Annotated in this window: 15 protein-coding genes; 4 read left to right on the plus strand and 11 right to left on the minus strand. The window is 43.3% G+C overall.

Annotated features, from left to right (window positions below; all coding sequences use genetic code 11):
* Positions 1-17: 17 nt before the first annotated feature.
* Entirely contained in the window at positions 18-1,121 is a 1,104-nt protein-coding gene (locus tag FPL27_RS17650; RefSeq protein ID WP_143962548.1) for a hypothetical protein, read from the plus strand.
* A gap of 73 nt (positions 1,122-1,194) precedes the next feature.
* Here the strand turns inward: FPL27_RS17650 and rodA are convergent, their stop codons facing one another.
* Genes rodA through FPL27_RS17675 form a run of 5 tightly spaced genes read right to left on the minus strand, consistent with a single transcriptional unit; the run spans position 1,195 to position 6,652 of the window.
* The gene (gene rodA / locus FPL27_RS17655; RefSeq protein ID WP_143962549.1) at positions 1,195-2,466 is read right to left on the minus strand and encodes a rod shape-determining protein RodA; all 1,272 of its coding nucleotides are present in this window, start codon (positions 2,464-2,466) and stop codon (positions 1,195-1,197) included.
* On the minus strand, positions 2,467-4,269 hold the full coding sequence (gene mrdA, locus FPL27_RS17660; protein ID WP_143962550.1) for a penicillin-binding protein 2: 1,803 nt from the start codon (positions 4,267-4,269) through the stop codon (positions 2,467-2,469).
* On the minus strand, positions 4,269-4,790 hold the full coding sequence (locus FPL27_RS17665) for a rod shape-determining protein MreD (protein ID WP_143962551.1): 522 nt from the start codon (positions 4,788-4,790) through the stop codon (positions 4,269-4,271). Before FPL27_RS17665 ends, mrdA begins: the two co-directional genes overlap by 1 nt.
* A complete protein-coding gene (gene mreC, locus FPL27_RS17670; protein WP_143962552.1) occupies positions 4,783-5,616 on the minus strand; it encodes a rod shape-determining protein MreC in 834 nt (277 codons plus the stop codon). Before mreC ends, FPL27_RS17665 begins: the two co-directional genes overlap by 8 nt.
* 7 nt (positions 5,617-5,623) lie before the next feature.
* Entirely contained in the window at positions 5,624-6,652 is a 1,029-nt protein-coding gene (locus FPL27_RS17675) for a rod shape-determining protein (protein WP_035076270.1), read from the minus strand.
* Between the two features lie 345 nt (positions 6,653-6,997).
* Between FPL27_RS17675 and FPL27_RS17680 the strand changes: the two genes are divergently transcribed.
* The 3 genes from FPL27_RS17680 (at position 6,998) to FPL27_RS17690 (ending at position 11,067) form a co-directional block, all read left to right on the plus strand.
* Positions 6,998-8,167: an AIR synthase related protein gene (locus FPL27_RS17680; protein ID WP_143962553.1), complete on the plus strand. Its 1,170-nt coding sequence runs from the start codon at positions 6,998-7,000 to the stop codon at positions 8,165-8,167.
* Positions 8,168-8,179: 12 nt separating this feature from the next.
* Complete coding sequence (locus FPL27_RS17685; protein ID WP_143962554.1) at positions 8,180-9,523, plus strand: neutral/alkaline non-lysosomal ceramidase N-terminal domain-containing protein; 1,344 nt, start codon at positions 8,180-8,182, stop codon at positions 9,521-9,523.
* Positions 9,524-9,708: 185 nt separating this feature from the next.
* Positions 9,709-11,067 carry an acyl-CoA dehydrogenase family protein gene (locus tag FPL27_RS17690; RefSeq protein WP_143962555.1) on the plus strand — a complete coding sequence of 453 codons (1,359 nt, stop codon included), beginning with the start codon at positions 9,709-9,711 and terminating at the stop codon, positions 11,065-11,067.
* A gap of 29 nt (positions 11,068-11,096) precedes the next feature.
* Here FPL27_RS17690 and FPL27_RS17695 read toward each other — a convergent pair whose 3' ends face one another.
* The 6 genes from FPL27_RS17695 to atpE form a co-directional block, all read right to left on the minus strand.
* Complete coding sequence (locus tag FPL27_RS17695) at positions 11,097-11,945, minus strand: UbiA family prenyltransferase (protein WP_143962556.1); 849 nt, start codon at positions 11,943-11,945, stop codon at positions 11,097-11,099.
* 298 nt (positions 11,946-12,243) lie between these two features.
* Entirely contained in the window at positions 12,244-13,128 is an 885-nt protein-coding gene (gene atpG, locus FPL27_RS17700; protein WP_143962557.1) for an ATP synthase F1 subunit gamma, read from the minus strand.
* Between the two features lie 61 nt (positions 13,129-13,189).
* Positions 13,190-14,767: a F0F1 ATP synthase subunit alpha gene (atpA, locus tag FPL27_RS17705; RefSeq protein ID WP_143962558.1), complete on the minus strand. Its 1,578-nt coding sequence runs from the start codon at positions 14,765-14,767 to the stop codon at positions 13,190-13,192.
* A 33-nt stretch (positions 14,768-14,800) separates the two neighbouring features.
* On the minus strand, positions 14,801-15,358 hold the full coding sequence (gene atpH, locus FPL27_RS17710) for an ATP synthase F1 subunit delta (RefSeq protein WP_143962559.1): 558 nt from the start codon (positions 15,356-15,358) through the stop codon (positions 14,801-14,803).
* 10 nt (positions 15,359-15,368) lie between these two features.
* Positions 15,369-15,863, minus strand: a complete 495-nt coding sequence (gene atpF, locus FPL27_RS17715) for a F0F1 ATP synthase subunit B (protein ID WP_143962560.1) — start codon at positions 15,861-15,863, stop codon at positions 15,369-15,371.
* A gap of 85 nt (positions 15,864-15,948) precedes the next feature.
* Entirely contained in the window at positions 15,949-16,212 is a 264-nt protein-coding gene (atpE, locus tag FPL27_RS17720) for an ATP synthase F0 subunit C (protein ID WP_143962561.1), read from the minus strand.
* Between the last annotated feature and the right edge of the window lie 3 nt (positions 16,213-16,215).

Consider the following 16,215-nt stretch of genomic DNA (forward strand, 5'->3'; position numbering starts at 1 on the left):
TGTGAAACCATATAACAATGACTGATAAAATTAATTTCAATTATTTAGAATCCTATGCCCAGAAGGCTTCTGAGTCGGTTTGTGACGAATATTTCCGCACCAAGAAGTATATGACCGGACAGGAGATCATCCAGCTTACCCCCAGCCAGCAGGTCAATTTGCTGACCATCCGCTCGCTTTTTAACGCCTGGCAGGAGGAAATGGAAGAATTGAAAAATAGCCCATACTTCGATTATCGAGATATTGCCGTGGACAATGCCCTGAAAGATTTCATGAACGTATTGTCGAGGTCTATAAAAGTGGAAAGAAAATATTTCGAACCCTTGCTTAAGGAGGCTATCGAAGACGCCATAATTTTGGCCATTGATCCATTCATGTTTTTCAATATCTTGATCGATAAGGGTCAGAATAATGAACAGTATTATAAAGATTCCAAAAAGTATATCAAATGGCATGGCGAGCTTTTGACTCACCTAGGCGACAAGGCTTCCATGGGTCTTACTGTGCCAGATCTGAAGATGGCTCTACGCAATAAGTATCAGTCCATCCACAGGGATTTAGATAACCCTGAGATCCTACTTAAGCCTCTAAACCAAATACACCAACTCGAGCTGATACAGCTTTTTGAGGACAAGTCAGACACCCCATCGACGGTGGAACCTACTCCTAAGCCGGAGCCAACTCCGGAAACTAGCCAAAAAGAGAAAGTTGCCAAAGAAGAGATATCAACATCTAAACAGACAGAGACTAAAGAGACTCAACCTTCTAAGGCTGAACCTCAGGTTCAGGAACCTACCTTTAGAGATCGCGATAAGGCAATTGACCCTGCTTTGGCTTGGGCAAAATTTGAGTCGGAAACGTACTCCTACATGAAAGGCAGCATAGATACGCTAACAGATGGATTGGCTTTAAACCAAAAATTCATGTTTACTAGAGAGCTTTTCCAAGGCAACCATGACCTGATGAAGCATGCCCTGAAGTCCATTGACAATTGCGAGAGCTTCATGGAAGCGATAGAACTGATAAACAAGCGCTATGTGCACGAACTCAATTGGGATAAACACTCCGAGGAAGTCAATGAGTTTTTACAATTGGTTTTCAGAAAATTTGAAAACAAATAAAAAGAGGAGGTCTAAAAGCCTCCTATTTTTATTTAAGTCTTCCCTCTTCCCTCTCCTGTCTCCCGTCTTTTCCTTAATGCCTCCCCAACAACTGAATCCTATGCGAATCCAGCTTGATGAAGATGAACAACAAGATAGTAAAAGACCATAGAGATGATCCACCATAACTGAAGAAAGGCAAAGGAATCCCGACAACAGGAAAAAGCCCAATAGTCATCGCAATATTGATAGTAAAGTGGAAGAGCAAAATGGACATTACACAATAGCCATATATTCTGGAAAACCGAGTCTTTTGCCGTTCAGCCAAAAAAACCAATCTAATCAATAACGCCATAAACAGTCCAATTACCACCGCTGAACCAATCCAGCCAAACTCTTCACCAAGCGTACAGAAAATAAAGTCGGTATGCTGTTCAGGCACAAAATCAAACTTGGTTTGGGTACCTTCCAGGTAACCTTTCCCCATAAAGCCACCTGACCCGATGGCTATTTTGGATTGCGTTACGTTCCAGCCCACACCTAGCGGGTCTAAATCAGGATTGAAGAGCACCATAATCCTGTTTTGCTGGTGATCGGGTAATTTAGAAACCACATAGTCCAAGCTATAGGAATAGGCAACCACAAATAGTCCCAATACTGAAAGTACAGCTATTCTTTGCCAAGACTTTTTACCTATCAATATAAGGCCAATAATAATCACGGCTACACCGGCTGCTAGATAAAGGTTGTTTTCAATACCCAATGACAATAGCGATATGGCCACAAAGCTCAACGCAAGCACATAGTAACGCTGTGGCATGCCTTCTCTGAATAGCATTATTCCAAATGCGCTGTAAACCATTGCCGTCCCCGTGTCTGGTTGAAGCATGATCAAGGCTACCGGTAAAGCGATAATCCCCAATGCACGCATTTGAAATTTGGTCTTGGATAGGTCAAAAGTAGGCGACTCCATAAATTTGGCCAGTGCCAAAGCAGTGGCAAATTTAGCAAATTCAGCTGGCTGCAATCGGAAAAATCCTATTTCAAACCAAGCCCGCTGACCGTTAATCTCTTTTCCAAAAAAGGGTGTGAGTAAGAGAATAAAGAGGAAAAACCCAAAAAGAATCATACTCAGATTGTCAAACAACCTGTAATCTGCCACCATAATGATCGTAATCAACAATATCGCTGTACCGATCCAGACTAATTGCTTACCGGAATTGATGGAAAAATCGAAAATGCTCTTTGCAGCCTGTTCATCATAAACTGCCGCATAAATATTAAACCAGCCCATCGTGACCAATGCGATATAGATCAATATGGTGATCCAATCAATCTTGTTAATATATAAATCGTCCTGTCTCAATTAATAAAGAAATTTACCTGCTAACACATAATCCTCCAACGCAGGCCGCGTAATATGGCCTCTGAGGTATTTTTCAATCATTAAGCTTGCCGTACTGGCGGCGGCACGACCACCAAATCCGCTGTTTTCAACATATACCGCTATGGCAATTTGGGGATCATCTTTCGGTGCAAAAGCTACGAATACAGAGTGATCAGCACCTCCGGGGTTTTGGGCTGTACCAGTTTTCCCCGCTATGGCAATGTCTTTTATGATAGCCCTGTTGGCTGTACCCATCAGTGCCTCTCCCATTGCTTCCTGAATCATGTCAAAGTGGTGGGCATCCACCCCCACCTCTACTTTGGTCCTGAACTTCTCTGGAATATTTGACCTTTCCCCATCAATCGTCTTCACCAAATGAGGAGGATAATACCAACCTTTGTTGGCAAAGATTGCGGCAAGATTAGCCATCTGAAGCGGGGTTACCATCATTTCTCCTTGCCCGATGGAAAGGGAATAGATGGTGGAATATTTCCATCGACCTTCGCCGTAAATCCTATTGTACAAGTTGCTGGACGGTATAGACCCGCCCTTCTCGTTGTTCATGTCGATCCCCAATGGCTGGCCCAACCCAAATTTCATCACCGACTCCCTCCATTGGTCGAGACCAATTTTGGTATCCTTAAAGGTGTTAGAGGAGACTTCCCGATTGATCATCTTGCGGTAGGCCTGATGATAATACGGGTTACAGCTGTATTTTATTGCCCCAAATAAATTTGTAGGATTAGGATGAGGATGACATTTTACCAATGCCTGATTACAACTGAAAACAGTATTGGTTTGTAAAATTCCTTCTTGAAGTCCAATCAGAGATTGAACCACCTTGAATATGGACCCCGGAGGATACATTGCCATGATAGGGCGGTTAAACAAAGGCATGGTTTCATCCATTACAAGATTTCCATAGTTTTTCCCGAACCTAGATCCGGCCAAAAGGTTTGGGTCATAGGTGGGGGCGGAAATCATAGAGAGGATTTCTCCAGTTTTCGGCTCGATGGCCACCACAGACCCTCTTTTGCCAGCCATTAACTTTTCACCATAAAGTTGCAAATCCAAATCAATCGTGGATTGAACATTTTTACCTGCCAAAGAAAGTGTATCGTATTCACCCCCTTTGAAAGATCCTTTGTCTATCCCGCGAACATTGACCATTTTGTATTTGACACCTTTGCGACCTCGCAAGTCATTTTCATAGTATCTTTCCAAGCCAGCAAGCCCGACGTAATCCCCTTGGCGGTAATATTTGGAGGAATCACCTTTCAATTGGTTACCACTGATTTCACCAATATAGCCCAAGGCATTGGCAGCACTTGCCTGGGGGTAGGCTCGGACCGACCTCGTCATCACAAACAGGCCAGGATAGTCAATCAGGAAATCCTGAATTCTTCCAAACTCAGTATTAGAAATGGCTTTTAACAAGGGAGAAGGCTTCACCCAAGAATATTTTCGGGCAGCCTGGTATTTATCGATAAGCTCTTCCTTCTCAATTTTAAAAAGTTGGCAGAAGCGCGCGGTATCTCTTACCTGAAACTCCTTGGGAATAATCATCAAGTCAAAAACCGGGTTGTTGTATACCAACAATTTATCATTGCGGTCATAGACCAGCCCTCTATACGGGTGGTCTACCACACGTTGGATAGCATTTCTTTCGGCCCTTTTCAGGAAACTATCATCCGCCACTTGGATCATAAACAGTTTCGTAAGAAGCACCCCTGCTATCAAAACAATGACAGCTACTAAAATAGCCGGCCTTGGATTGTTCATTATATTCCCCTCTTTTTCTTATAAAACAACATTTGGACTATCACCCCCAGTATAAACGTGAACACTGCACTTGATACCGCCTTCACAATAACTGGAATATATAAATCAGTTCCCAAATTGTCAATATAGAAAAAGGCCAAATGATGAATTAATATCAATGGCAAGGCATACGTTAAAAACCATCCGAATCCCATATTCAATACGGTCGGATCTGTGTTGTCGTCAAACCCTCCCGTGGGGGTATGGACTTTCAACCAGGACTTTCTCAGGAAAGCTACCAGCACCAGACTGGCCGTATGCATCCCTAAGCTGTCATAAAATATGTCAATAGAAAACCCCAAAAGAAAACTCACCAACATCAGTGGTATGGTTTTGATTTCCAATGGGAAAATCAATATATAAATTACATACAAAAAGGCGAAAGCACTCCCAAAGATCACCACGTTTTTAAGCACAAAGGCCTGTACAGCCATGTATGCAAAAAAACCAAGTATCGCCAATATGAAAGTTCTGCTATTCATTATATATGCCTGACGTTTGGTAAAGGGAGTCTAATTCTTCTTCCATTGGGTTTTCAACTAAATAAACATATGTCAGCCTGCTGAAATCAGTGGAAAGATTGATAGTAATGTCCAAATAATTGGTTTCAGTCCCCTTCTTAACTTCATCTACTACCCCGATCATGATCCCTTCAGGAAAAACGGCATTATAACCACTGGTCACCACGGTATCACCTTCCAAAAGGTTAACGTGACGCGGTACGTATAGCAATTTGGCTTGACGGGAGCTCTTTCCATCCCATTTGGTCGAACCAAAAACAGAGGATGATTTGACTTTGGAAGAAAGAAGCAACTCGGTATGCAAAAGGGAAATCACAGAAGAAAAGTTCTCTGTCACACCTTTTACTCTACCAACTACTCCTTGTTCATTAAACACCCCCATTCCCTCTCGTACACCGTGTTTACGGCCTTTGTTGAGGGTGATGTTATTTTGATTTAATCGAATAGAATTGTTGATCACTTTGGCTGAGCGAAATTCATGTTGACCAGCCAAAACGCTGTCAATTTCGAGATAAGCACTATCGGCAGGCTGCATGGTTACAGACAGCCTACTGAGAAGTTCTGCGTTTTTTTCAGCCAATGCCTCATTAGCCGCCCCGAGGGTAAAGTACCCCGTGACACCATCTCTTGCCTGCAGGACGGAGCCTGCAAAGTAGTTGGAGGAATTGAAAAACACCGCCCCTTGAGGGGAGTTGTAGGAAAAGATCAGCCAGATGGCTAAAACTTCTAGACCAATAAAGATAAGAAATACGCGTAAGCTATATAGAAATAATAAGATGCGTTGCATTCAAACATCAGGTCATCAGGACTGTTCTGAAATTATTTATGTTTTTCAAGGCGGTCCCTGTTCCTCGCACTACCGCTCTTAATGGATCTTCGGCAATGTGTATGGGGAGTTTGGTTTTCTGGTGTAGTCTTTTGTCAAGGCCTTTCAGCAAAGCACCACCACCTGTAAGATGAATGCCATTATCATAAATATCAGCTGAAAGTTCCGGTGGAGCAATTTCAAGTGCCTTCAATACCGCTTCCTCGATTTTAGAAACAGACTTATCCAGAGCAAATGCAATTTCGGAATAAGAAACCTTGATGACTTTTGGGATACCTGTCATCAGGTCACGCCCACGGATTTCATAATCCTCAGGTGCATCGTCCAACTCAGTTAAAGCAGAACCAATGGCAATTTTCACCTTTTCAGCAGAACGCTCCCCAATCAATAGGTTGTGCTGCCTTCTCATGTAATCCAGGATATCCTTGGTAAAGGTATCACCGGCAACCCGGATGGACTGATCGGCAACAATTCCTGAAAGTGCGATAAGAGCAATCTCAGTGGTACCACCTCCGATATCCACGATCATGGAACCCATTGGCTTCTCTATGTCGATCCCGATACCAATGGCTGCGGCGATTGGTTCATATACCATGTATACTTCTTTGGCTCCTGCATGCTCTGCGGAGTCACGGACAGCACGCTTTTCCACTTCCGTAATACCAGAAGGAATACAGATCACCATGCGGTGAGACTGTGGAAACATACTCTTTTTGTGGCCGGGGATCATCTTGATCATCCCGCGGATCATCTGCTCAGCTGCGTAGAAATCAGCAATCACACCATCTTTCAAAGGCCTGATTGTCTTGATGTTCTCATGCGTCTTTTCGTGCATGTTCATCGCTTCGCGGCCGACGGCAAGCACCCTATTGGTGGTCTTGTCGATGGCGATGATGGATGGTTCATCCACCACAATTTTATCTTTATATATAATCAAGGTATTGGCTGTACCTAAATCTATTGCTATATCACTTGAGAAAAAGTCAAATAATCCCATTCTTGGTTTGTGCTTTTATTTGATGTTAGTTGAACGTTTTAAAGTTAGCACTCTAAGTGCTTAAATAAAACGGAGGAGTGCAAATTTATTACCTTAATTTAAAATTTTAATGGTAAGCTACGATTTTTTATTTTAAAATATGAACCCAACATAGATGTGCACAAAATTGATTATCAACCATTTGCCTATCAATAACATTTTATACTGTTTAAAAGGCATTTTACACCATCGAACCACATTGTACTTTCTAAAGGCAGATTTATTCCAAGCTTTCCCACCTATTACTTTCCATTCGAGATATTAAATTATTAACTTTGCTTCCTACCCAAATACACACCCCCTATCATGAACGAAAGGTATATGCAGCGAGGCGTTTCAGCTTCCAAAGAAGATGTTCACAAAGCTATCGCCAAACTTGACAAAGGACTTTACCCTCATGCTTTCTGTAAAATTGTAGAAGATACCTTGGGCAACGACCCGGAGTATTGCAACATCATGCATGCCGACGGGGCAGGCACCAAGTCCTCCCTAGCCTACCTCTATTGGAAAGAAACAGGTGACATGAGCGTGTGGAAGGGCATTGCCCAAGATGCTATAATCATGAACATCGACGATTTGCTATGCGTGGGAGCCACCAACAATATCCTAGTCTCTTCTACCATTGGTAGAAATAAAAATTTGATACCGGGGGAAATAATTGCGGCCATCATCGAAGGCACTGAGGAGGTGCTCCAGATGCTTCGTGACAATGGGGTCAATGCGATCCTTACAGGCGGGGAGACTGCCGACGTGGGTGATCTTGTTAGAACTATAATCGTGGACAGCACCGTCACTGCCAGGATGCGACGTGACGATGTCATATCCAATGACCGCATCAAAGCTAATGATGTGATTGTAGGCATTTCTTCCTTTGGGCAAGCCAAATACGAGAACGAATACAACGGAGGGATGGGAAGCAACGGACTGACCTCTGCGCGACACGACGTTTTCAACAAAGTGCTCAAAAGCAAATACCCTGAAAGCTTCGATCCAGCCGTTCCCGATGAATTGGTATATTCAGGAAAATACAACTTAACTGACCCTGCTCCAGGATCTCCTGTCGACATCGGTAAACTCGTTTTGTCACCAACTCGAACCTATGCTCCCATCATGGCGGAGGTACTCAAGTACCTAAGACCTCAAATCAACGGCATAGTTCACTGCAGTGGTGGCGCCCAAACAAAGGTCCTTCATTTCATCAACAACCTTCATGTGATCAAGGACAACCTTTTCCCTACCCCAGCCCTATTCAACATCATCCAGGCGGAGAGTCAAACTGACTGGAAGGAGATGTACAAGGTATTTAATATGGGACACAGGATGGAAGTCTATTTGGATGAAAAATATGCTGAAGAAGTGATTGACATTGCTGAATTCCATGGAGTGGAAGCCCAGGTAATCGGTCGCGTGAGTGCCGGAGAAGGCAAGAAAGTCACTATTTCCGGTCCACACGGCGAATATGAATACACTTCATAATTTGTTTTCCATTTGAAAAGAACCCTTAAAATACTGGCCTGGATTTCAGGCCTTTTACTTTTCCTGACAGTTTTGCTGTTGGCACCTGTGGACCGCTCAGACTTCAGGGATAAGGAATATTTTTTCCAAATGATGGAAGAAATATCCGCTCTTCAGCCTTCGGCATCTAGAAATAAGGTTCTTCTCGGTAGTTGGGGCAGAGAAAACATGACTCCTTCTGAGCCGGTGGACCTGGTCGGATACAAGCCACGTGGCCATTATGAATTTGTGCAAGACAGCTCATATGTAAAGGCAATTTTGATCAGCGATACCCATCAGACAGTAGCTTTCTTAAATTATGAGCTTTTAATCGTTCACCCGCATTTAGCTAAAAAAGTAAAAAATGCTATCGCCAAACAAAACCTCCCAATTGACCAAATCGTGTTTTCAGCCACCCACACTCACAGCGGAATGGGCGGCTATATCCCTGGATTAATGGGAAAGTTGGCATTTGGAGGTCACGATAAAGGGGTGGTGGATCAGATGGTGGTTTCAACCCTTGGGGCTATAGAAAAAGCCATGGAAACTATGGATACCATAAGCCTGGGTTATAATAAAACGCCCTTGCCAGAAGGCGTCAACAACCGCTTGGTACAAAATGGAATCACAGATCCATTTATAAGACAATTGATCATTGAGAAAACAACCGGTCAGAAAGCCACTTTGCTCACGTACACCGCTCACGCCACTGGGGTCCATAGTGGGTTTATGGGCCTATCCGGCGACTATCCATTCTACCTCATGGAAGCCTTAGAAAAGGATCGATTTGAACTTGCTCTATTCAGTTCCGGTGCGGTAGGCAGCCACAGCCCAAATTTAGAGGCAAGGGAGCTGGATAAAGTCAAAACATACGCATCCAATATTGACAGCCTTTTGGAAATCAGATCAGATACCTCAGTCGAGATACTAAGGGACGGGGAAATGTGGGTGGCTGACCTACCTATGCACCTCCCCGAGGCCCATTATCGAATATCCGACAACATCAGACTCCGTCCCTGGGTGTTCAACTCACTTTTTGGAGAAACCAATGCCAATATCAATTTCACCAAAATCGGCAACATCCTCTTACTTTCCACTTCAGGAGAAGTATCCGGTATGTTTATGGAAAAATGGGAAACCTTAGCCAATAAACAGGGTCTACACCTCATTGTCAGCACTTTTAATGGCGGGTATGCCGGCTACATCATTCCCGACGAATATTATGAACTTCGCCACCATGAGGCCAGAGATATGAACTGGTATGGCCCACATGCCGGCACTTACTTTGACGAGGTGTTTTCAACACTAATTCAAAAGGCAGCCACATTAACTGAATAGACCAGTCCGTTTCTCAATCTCCCTCTCCTTCTAATCTACATTAGCCACCCAGCCATCAGAAACCCATCTTTCATGCACGTAAGATCCACCTTAAAACAAATGCTGTGCATTTAATCTTATTACCAATAGACCTTACGTTTTTTCACGGTCTGGTGTAATGTGTTAAAACTCTTTTCAAACAGCAAATGAAGAACTTCTTTCAATCCATTTCCGGCATCAAATCGATTTTAAAAAACCTAGACATAGAAAAGCTAAACAAGCTTTCCCAAAAAGTTGACCTCAATGAGATGATGGGGGCGGTTTCGGCCATGAGCGATGAGGATCTGGCCAAGATGATGAAAATGATGAAGTCAGGAGGTAAGAAGAAGGAAATTCCCCCAATCAATGGTGATTTTTATGAATTGGGAAAAACGCTGCCTGAAAATGAAAGGGAAATCCAGCTGAAGGTCCGCGAGTTTATGGAGAAGGAAATCCGACCAATAGCCAACGAATATTGGAATAAGGCAGAATTCCCAATGCATATCATTCCCAAAATGGCAGAGCTTAACATTGCCGGTTTGACCTACAAAGGGTATGGCTGTCCAGGACATTCTGCTTTGTTGGAAGGATTCATAGCCATGGAGATGGCAAGGGTGGACACCTCCATCTCTACTTTCTTTGGGGTACAGACAGGTTTGGCGATGGGGTCGATATACTATTGCGGCTCGGAGGAGCAGAAACAGGAATGGTTACCTAAAATGCAGAAAATGGAAGTCATCGGTGCCTTCGGGCTTACCGAGCCGGAAGTTGGTTCAGCTGTGGCCGGGGGACTAACGACCACATGCAAGCGTGAAGGCGATGAATGGGTGATTAACGGCCAGAAGAAATGGATCGGCAACGCCACTTTTTCGGACATCACCATCATTTGGGCCAGGGATCTCGATGATCAAAAAGTAAAAGGATTTATCGTCAGAAAGGACAATCCCGGCATACATCCCGAAAAGATGGAGAACAAGATGGCTTTGAGGACGGTGCAAAATGCGCTGATTACTATGAAAGATTGTAGAGTTCCGGAAAGCGACCGGCTACAGGAAGCCAATTCATTCAAAGACACTTCCGTGGTATTGAAAATGACCCGGGCAGGAGTGGCTTGGCAAGCAGTGGGCTGCTCAAGAGGAGCCTATGAGGCAGCGCTGAAATACACCAATGATAGGTTTCAGTTTGGGAGACCTATTGCTAGTTTTCAATTAGTTCAGGACTTGTTGGTAACCATGCTTGGCGACCTGACGGCTATGCAAACCATGGTCACCCGATTATCCGTGATGCAGGATAACGATGAGTTGTTAGATGAGCATGCCTCTTTGGCTAAGGTATTTTGCACGCTTCGGATGCGGGATATCGTGGATCAGGCAAGAGAGCTGTTTGGAGGTAACGGAATCCTGCTGGAGTATGACATTGCCAGATTTGTGGCTGATGCGGAAGCGATATATTCCTATGAAGGTACAAAAGAGATAAACTCTTTGATAGTAGGTAGGGCCATCACTGGTCATAGCGCTTTTGTATAGATCCAGACCATAACCTCTTTTAAAAGTAACTAAAAGACAACCAAAAGAAAAGGCAGCAAAAAGGAGGCTTCCATCCTCTGTCTTGCTGCCTTCCCTTTGTCTAAGGCATTAAAATACTCCAAAGCTTGGACTAAAAACATGATGAGCAATAGGCTGATATGGATATAGTAGAAAGATAGCAGTACCCAATAAAGCGACAAAATAAAAATCAAGCCCAGTCCTGTCCATATTCCAAGTAACCTTACCAATCGTTTTTCTCCCAAAGCTGTGGCAATGGAAGCAAATCCATCGGCATTGTCATTGGGCGCATCCACCCACGACAGAACCCAGAGATTAAGAAGAGCTATGGCGAAATAGCCGATTCCAAGCAACCAGAATGCGGAAGGGAGTTGGTCATCATTTCCATATACAAAAGGCACCAGCATTATTCCGATTGTGTAGAATAGTGCTATGTTGAATTCTTTTAAAACAGCGAATTTCGTCAGGGCATATTTCACTATCACCATATTGCCTAAAATCAGAAAGCCTAAACCTAAGGCAGCAATGGAAAGAGTGGAAATCTGAAAAGTATACCAAGATAACCCAAGTCCTATAAAAACTATTATAATCAATACAATTAAAATCTTTTGAAAATGCTGCCGATGAAATCTATGACGGGAAGATGTAGGCCATGTTTCCTTTTGCTTGGCATCCATCAAATGGTCAAGGGTATAAATGCTCCAAACAGCCAAGCCTAAAAGCACATAGTAAATCAACCCCAACCCAATACCAACCACATCCGCGAAAAAGTACATCCCGGCACAAGCTCCTAAGACTACATCAAGAGAAAGGTATTGGAAGAGACGAAGAGGTTTAAGTTCTTTATCATTAAAATCCATTGTTCAAAGATAAAAATATTAAGGTGTCAATAGGTGTAATGGAATTTTGCTCTTTCATTAAAATGGTCGGAATGAGAGCCGATTCATTAGATAAATCTCTTTTGGGCTTTCAGTCTGTTCCCAATTCAAAATAAGTCTGGAAGAACATGACACTCCCAAAATCCTACATAATTACCACTCAATATTTGAGACTTTGAATTTTCAGGGAGAATGTTAGTTCTGGACAATATACTTATCCCATCAAAAAAAAAGCCCTTAACTTTACAGCTAAGGGCTCTGAATTTTTATGTGTATTTTTTTAATTGCCACCAAGCGCCTCAGCACCGGCTACAATCTCAAGGATTTCATTAGTAATAGCTGCCTGACGGCTTCTGTTGTACATCAACCTTAGGTCTTTGAGCAACTCACCGGCATTTTCAGTTGCCTTGTCCATGGCAGTCATTCTGGCTCCGTGCTCAGAGGCATTGCTTTCCAAAACAGCTTTGTAAAACTGAATCTTCAAGGAAGTAGGAACGAGTTCCTCAATGATATACTCTCTGCTTGGCTCCAAAATGTAATCCACCTCACCATTGGTTGCTGCAGCTTGTTCGCCTTTCGGGGCTGTGTTTTCCATAGGAAGAAACTGCTCAGCTCTTATGATTTGAGTGGCAACATTTTTAAATTCGTTATAAACAATAATCACCTGGTCAAATTCCCCAGAGGCGTAACCTTCCATAGCTCTTTCAGCAGCTTCTCTTACTCTTTCAAAGGTAAGATCTACAAAAAGATCCGAGAAATCGGTGATCATGTTGAAGTCTCTTTTCTTATAAGCGTCAAGAGCTTTTTTCCCAACCGGCATTACCGTTACATTCTCTCCAGTAAACTGGGTGTTGATGGTAGCCATGGAAGCTTTGATGATATTGGTATTGAAAGCACCGCAAAGTCCCTTGTCGGAAGTAACAGGCACGATCAATACATTCTTAATCTCACGCTTTTCAGCATAAACAATATCTGCTTTAGACTCGCTGGCCGCAGAAACATTGTTAAGAATGGCAGTAAGTTTTTGGGAATAAGGACGCATTTGGACAATCTTGTCCTGAGCCCTTCTCAGTTTAGCAGCCGATACCATTTTCATAGCTTTGGTAATCTGCTGAGTAGATACAACCGAGGTGATCCTTTCTTTTACTTCCTTTAAGTTAGCCATATTTACTAGACGGTATATCAAAAACCTCCCGGCACTAAGCCAGGAGGTATATTTTCAATAATTAATTAGAGTACTTAGGTGTAAGTTCTGCGGCAGCTTTCTTAAGGATTTCTCCAGCTCCGTCGATGTTACCCTTCTTGATATGGTCAAGGGCTTCAGGATAAGTATTGGTGATCAATGTGTAGAACTCTTTTTCGAAAGCTCTAGCCTTATCAACCGGCACTTTATCCATCAATCCTTTAGTAGAAGCGTAGATGATCGCCACCTGAAGCTCTACAGCAACCGGAGAGTACTGAGGTTGCTTCAAGATCTCTTGGTTTCTTCTACCTCTTTCGATAGTTCTCTTGGTAGTAGCATCAAGGTCGGAACCGAACTTAGAGAAAGCTTCCAATTCACGGAACTGAGCTTGGTCAAGTTTCAAGGTACCGGCTACTTTCTTCATTGCTTTGATCTGAGCTGCACCACCTACTCTGGATACCGAAATACCTACGTTAATAGCAGGACGGATACCGGAGTTGAAAAGGTTGGTCTCCAAGAAAATCTGACCGTCAGTAATGGAAATTACGTTAGTCGGGATATAAGCGGAAACGTCACCAGCTTGAGTTTCGATGATAGGAAGGGCGGTCAAAGAACCTCCACCTTTCACCAAATGCTTGATAGAATCAGGCAAATCGTTCATCTGCTGAGCGATGGTATCGGAAGAGTTGATTTTGGCAGCTCTTTCCAACAATCTTGAGTGAAGGTAGAATACGTCACCAGGATAAGCTTCACGTCCCGGAGGTCTTCTCAATAGAAGGGAAACCTCACGGTAAGCAACTGCTTGCTTAGATAGATCATCATATACCACCAAGGCAGGACGTCCTGTATCTCTGAAGAATTCACCGATAGAAGCACCGGTAAATGGAGCAAAGAACTGCATTGGAGCTGGATCAGCTGCAGAAGCTGAAACCACTACTGTATACGGAAGGGCACCGCCTTTTTCCAAAGCAGCCACAATACCGGCTACCGTGGAAGCTTTCTGGCCTATGGCTACATAGATACAGAAAACAGCTTCACCTTTGTCATAAAATTCTTTTTGATTAAGAATGGTATCGACCGCTACGGCCGTTTTACCCGTCTGACGGTCACCGATGATCAACTCACGCTGACCTCTACCGATTGGGATCATGGCATCGATTGACTTAACACCTGTCTGTAGCGGCTCTGCTACCGGCTGACGGTAGATTACACCTGGAGCTTTACGCTCTAGAGGCATTTCATACAATTCACCAGCAAGAGGGCCTTTGCCGTCGATTGGGTTACCCAATGTATCGACAACTCTTCCCAACATGCCTTCACCTACTTTGATGGAAGCAATTGTTCTTGTTCTCTTTACGGTATCACCCTCCATTACATTTTTGGAGTCACCGAAAAGTACCGCACCCACATTGTCTTCCTCAAGGTTAAGCACCATGGCTTTCAAGCCATTTTCAAACTCAAGCAATTCACCGGCTTGAGCCTTGGAAAGTCCATAGATACGGGCTACACCGTCACCAACTTGTAGGACAGTTCCTACTTCTTCCAGTTCAGCTTCAGTTCTAGCACCTGAGAGTTGTTCTCTCAAAATTGCCGAAACTTCATCAGGTCTTACGTCTGCCATTCTTAAATATGATTAGATAGTTATTGCTATGTATTAGATATGCTTTTCGTACAGGTTTTGAGAAAACTGTAGACGAAGCGCGTTTAATTTCGAATTCAAAGACTCGTCCAGTTGCTTATCACCAACTTTGAGCACGAATCCTCCGATAATGTCTTTGTTCACTTTTTCGACAAGTTCAACTTCTGACTTGTTAGAAATTTCTCTCACAATCTTTTTGAACTCCTCTCTTTGATTGTCATCCATTTCAAAGGTAGTTGTCACCTCGGCTATTTGGATGCCTTTATGTTCATTGTAAAGCGTCACAAAAGCTTTGGCAATGTCCACAAGTAGAGCTTCTCTTCCTTTTCTTGACAATATATCAAAAAAGGCTAGCGTAATCTCGTGGGCATTTGGGAACAAAGCTTTAAGGGCTTTCAATTTCTTGTCGCCTTTGATTACCGGGCTTTTGATAAGATTGACGAAGTCCTTGCTAACTTCTCCAATCGACAAAAGTCGGTTCATGTCCTGACGCACTCCTTCCAACACTCCCCTCTCCAGAGAAAGGTCTACCAATGATTTGGCGTATCGGGAGGAAACTCTAAATACTGACATGGATTGGGGTTTAGTTTAATTTAAGATCGCTAACAAATTCAGCCACAAGAGCTTTTTGGGAAGATTCGTCTTTCAACTCTCTTCTTAACAATTTCTCTGTCACTTCAAGAGAAAGTACAGCTACTTGGTTTTTCACCTCAGTAAGTGCAGCTTTTTTCTCTGTTTCGATCACCGCCTTAGCGTTGGCGATCATTTGGGCGCCTGCTTTCTCTGCCTCAAGTTTGGCTTCTTCGATCATCCTTGCAGATGTCTCTGCAGCTTTCTGAAGAAGTTGGTCTCTTTCAAGTCTAGCTTCCTGAAGCAAGTTTTCGTTCTGAGCCTTTAAGTTGGCCATTTCGTTTCTTGCGTTCTCAGCGGCAAGGATAGCTGATTCAATCGCTTGCTCTCTCTCTTCCAATGCACCTAGAATTGGTTTCCAGGCAAATTTGGCCAAAAGAACGAACAATATGATAAAACCTAGTGCTTGCCAAATGATTAAGCCCGATTCAGGTAGTATAAGATCCATCTTTATTAACTGTTATATTTCTTTTTCGTATTTGTTCAAATTTAAATAAGGAGTCGGCCTAAAGCCGACTCCCATTCTTTTGTTCTTAGTTGAAAGCGATGTTACCTGCGTTAAGAGCAATAAGTAGACAAACTACTACTGCAAACAGGGACACAACTTCCACAAGAGCTGCAATGATCAACATAGCAGTCTGGATTTTACCAGCTGCTTCAGGCTGACGGGCAATAGCTTCCATAGCTTGACCACCAATTCTACCGATACCAAGAGCTGCGCCTATCGCAACAACACCAGCACCAATACCTGCTCCCATAAGAGCTAGACCTGCAGACAATAATAATGAAGTTAACATACG

Origin of the sequence: Litoribacter populi (genome assembly GCF_007483685.1) — a bacterium.
GTDB classification, from domain to species: domain Bacteria; phylum Bacteroidota; class Bacteroidia; order Cytophagales; family Cyclobacteriaceae; genus Litoribacter; species Litoribacter populi.

What these genes read in the sequence shown, in the direction of transcription:
- FPL27_RS17675 (WP_035076270.1), bottom strand. Translation starts at nt 6,652, where the DNA reads ATGGGATTATTTGACTTTTTCTCAAGTGATATAGCAATAGATTTAGGT.
- FPL27_RS17665 (WP_143962551.1), bottom strand. Translation starts at nt 4,790, where the DNA reads ATGAATAGCAGAACTTTCATATTGGCGATACTTGGTTTTTTTGCATAC.
- FPL27_RS17680 (WP_143962553.1), top strand. Translation starts at nt 6,998, where the DNA reads ATGAACGAAAGGTATATGCAGCGAGGCGTTTCAGCTTCCAAAGAAGAT.
- atpE (WP_143962561.1), bottom strand. Translation starts at nt 16,212, where the DNA reads ATGTTAACTTCATTATTATTGTCTGCAGGTCTAGCTCTTATGGGAGCA.
- atpH (WP_143962559.1), bottom strand. Translation starts at nt 15,358, where the DNA reads ATGTCAGTATTTAGAGTTTCCTCCCGATACGCCAAATCATTGGTAGAC.
- atpG (WP_143962557.1), bottom strand. Translation starts at nt 13,128, where the DNA reads ATGGCTAACTTAAAGGAAGTAAAAGAAAGGATCACCTCGGTTGTATCT.
- mreC (WP_143962552.1), bottom strand. Translation starts at nt 5,616, where the DNA reads ATGCAACGCATCTTATTATTTCTATATAGCTTACGCGTATTTCTTATC.
- FPL27_RS17690 (WP_143962555.1), top strand. Translation starts at nt 9,709, where the DNA reads ATGAAGAACTTCTTTCAATCCATTTCCGGCATCAAATCGATTTTAAAA.
- FPL27_RS17650 (WP_143962548.1), top strand. Translation starts at nt 18, where the DNA reads ATGACTGATAAAATTAATTTCAATTATTTAGAATCCTATGCCCAGAAG.
- atpF (WP_143962560.1), bottom strand. Translation starts at nt 15,863, where the DNA reads ATGGATCTTATACTACCTGAATCGGGCTTAATCATTTGGCAAGCACTA.
- FPL27_RS17695 (WP_143962556.1), bottom strand. Translation starts at nt 11,945, where the DNA reads ATGGATTTTAATGATAAAGAACTTAAACCTCTTCGTCTCTTCCAATAC.
- mrdA (WP_143962550.1), bottom strand. Translation starts at nt 4,269, where the DNA reads ATGAACAATCCAAGGCCGGCTATTTTAGTAGCTGTCATTGTTTTGATA.
- atpA (WP_143962558.1), bottom strand. Translation starts at nt 14,767, where the DNA reads ATGGCAGACGTAAGACCTGATGAAGTTTCGGCAATTTTGAGAGAACAA.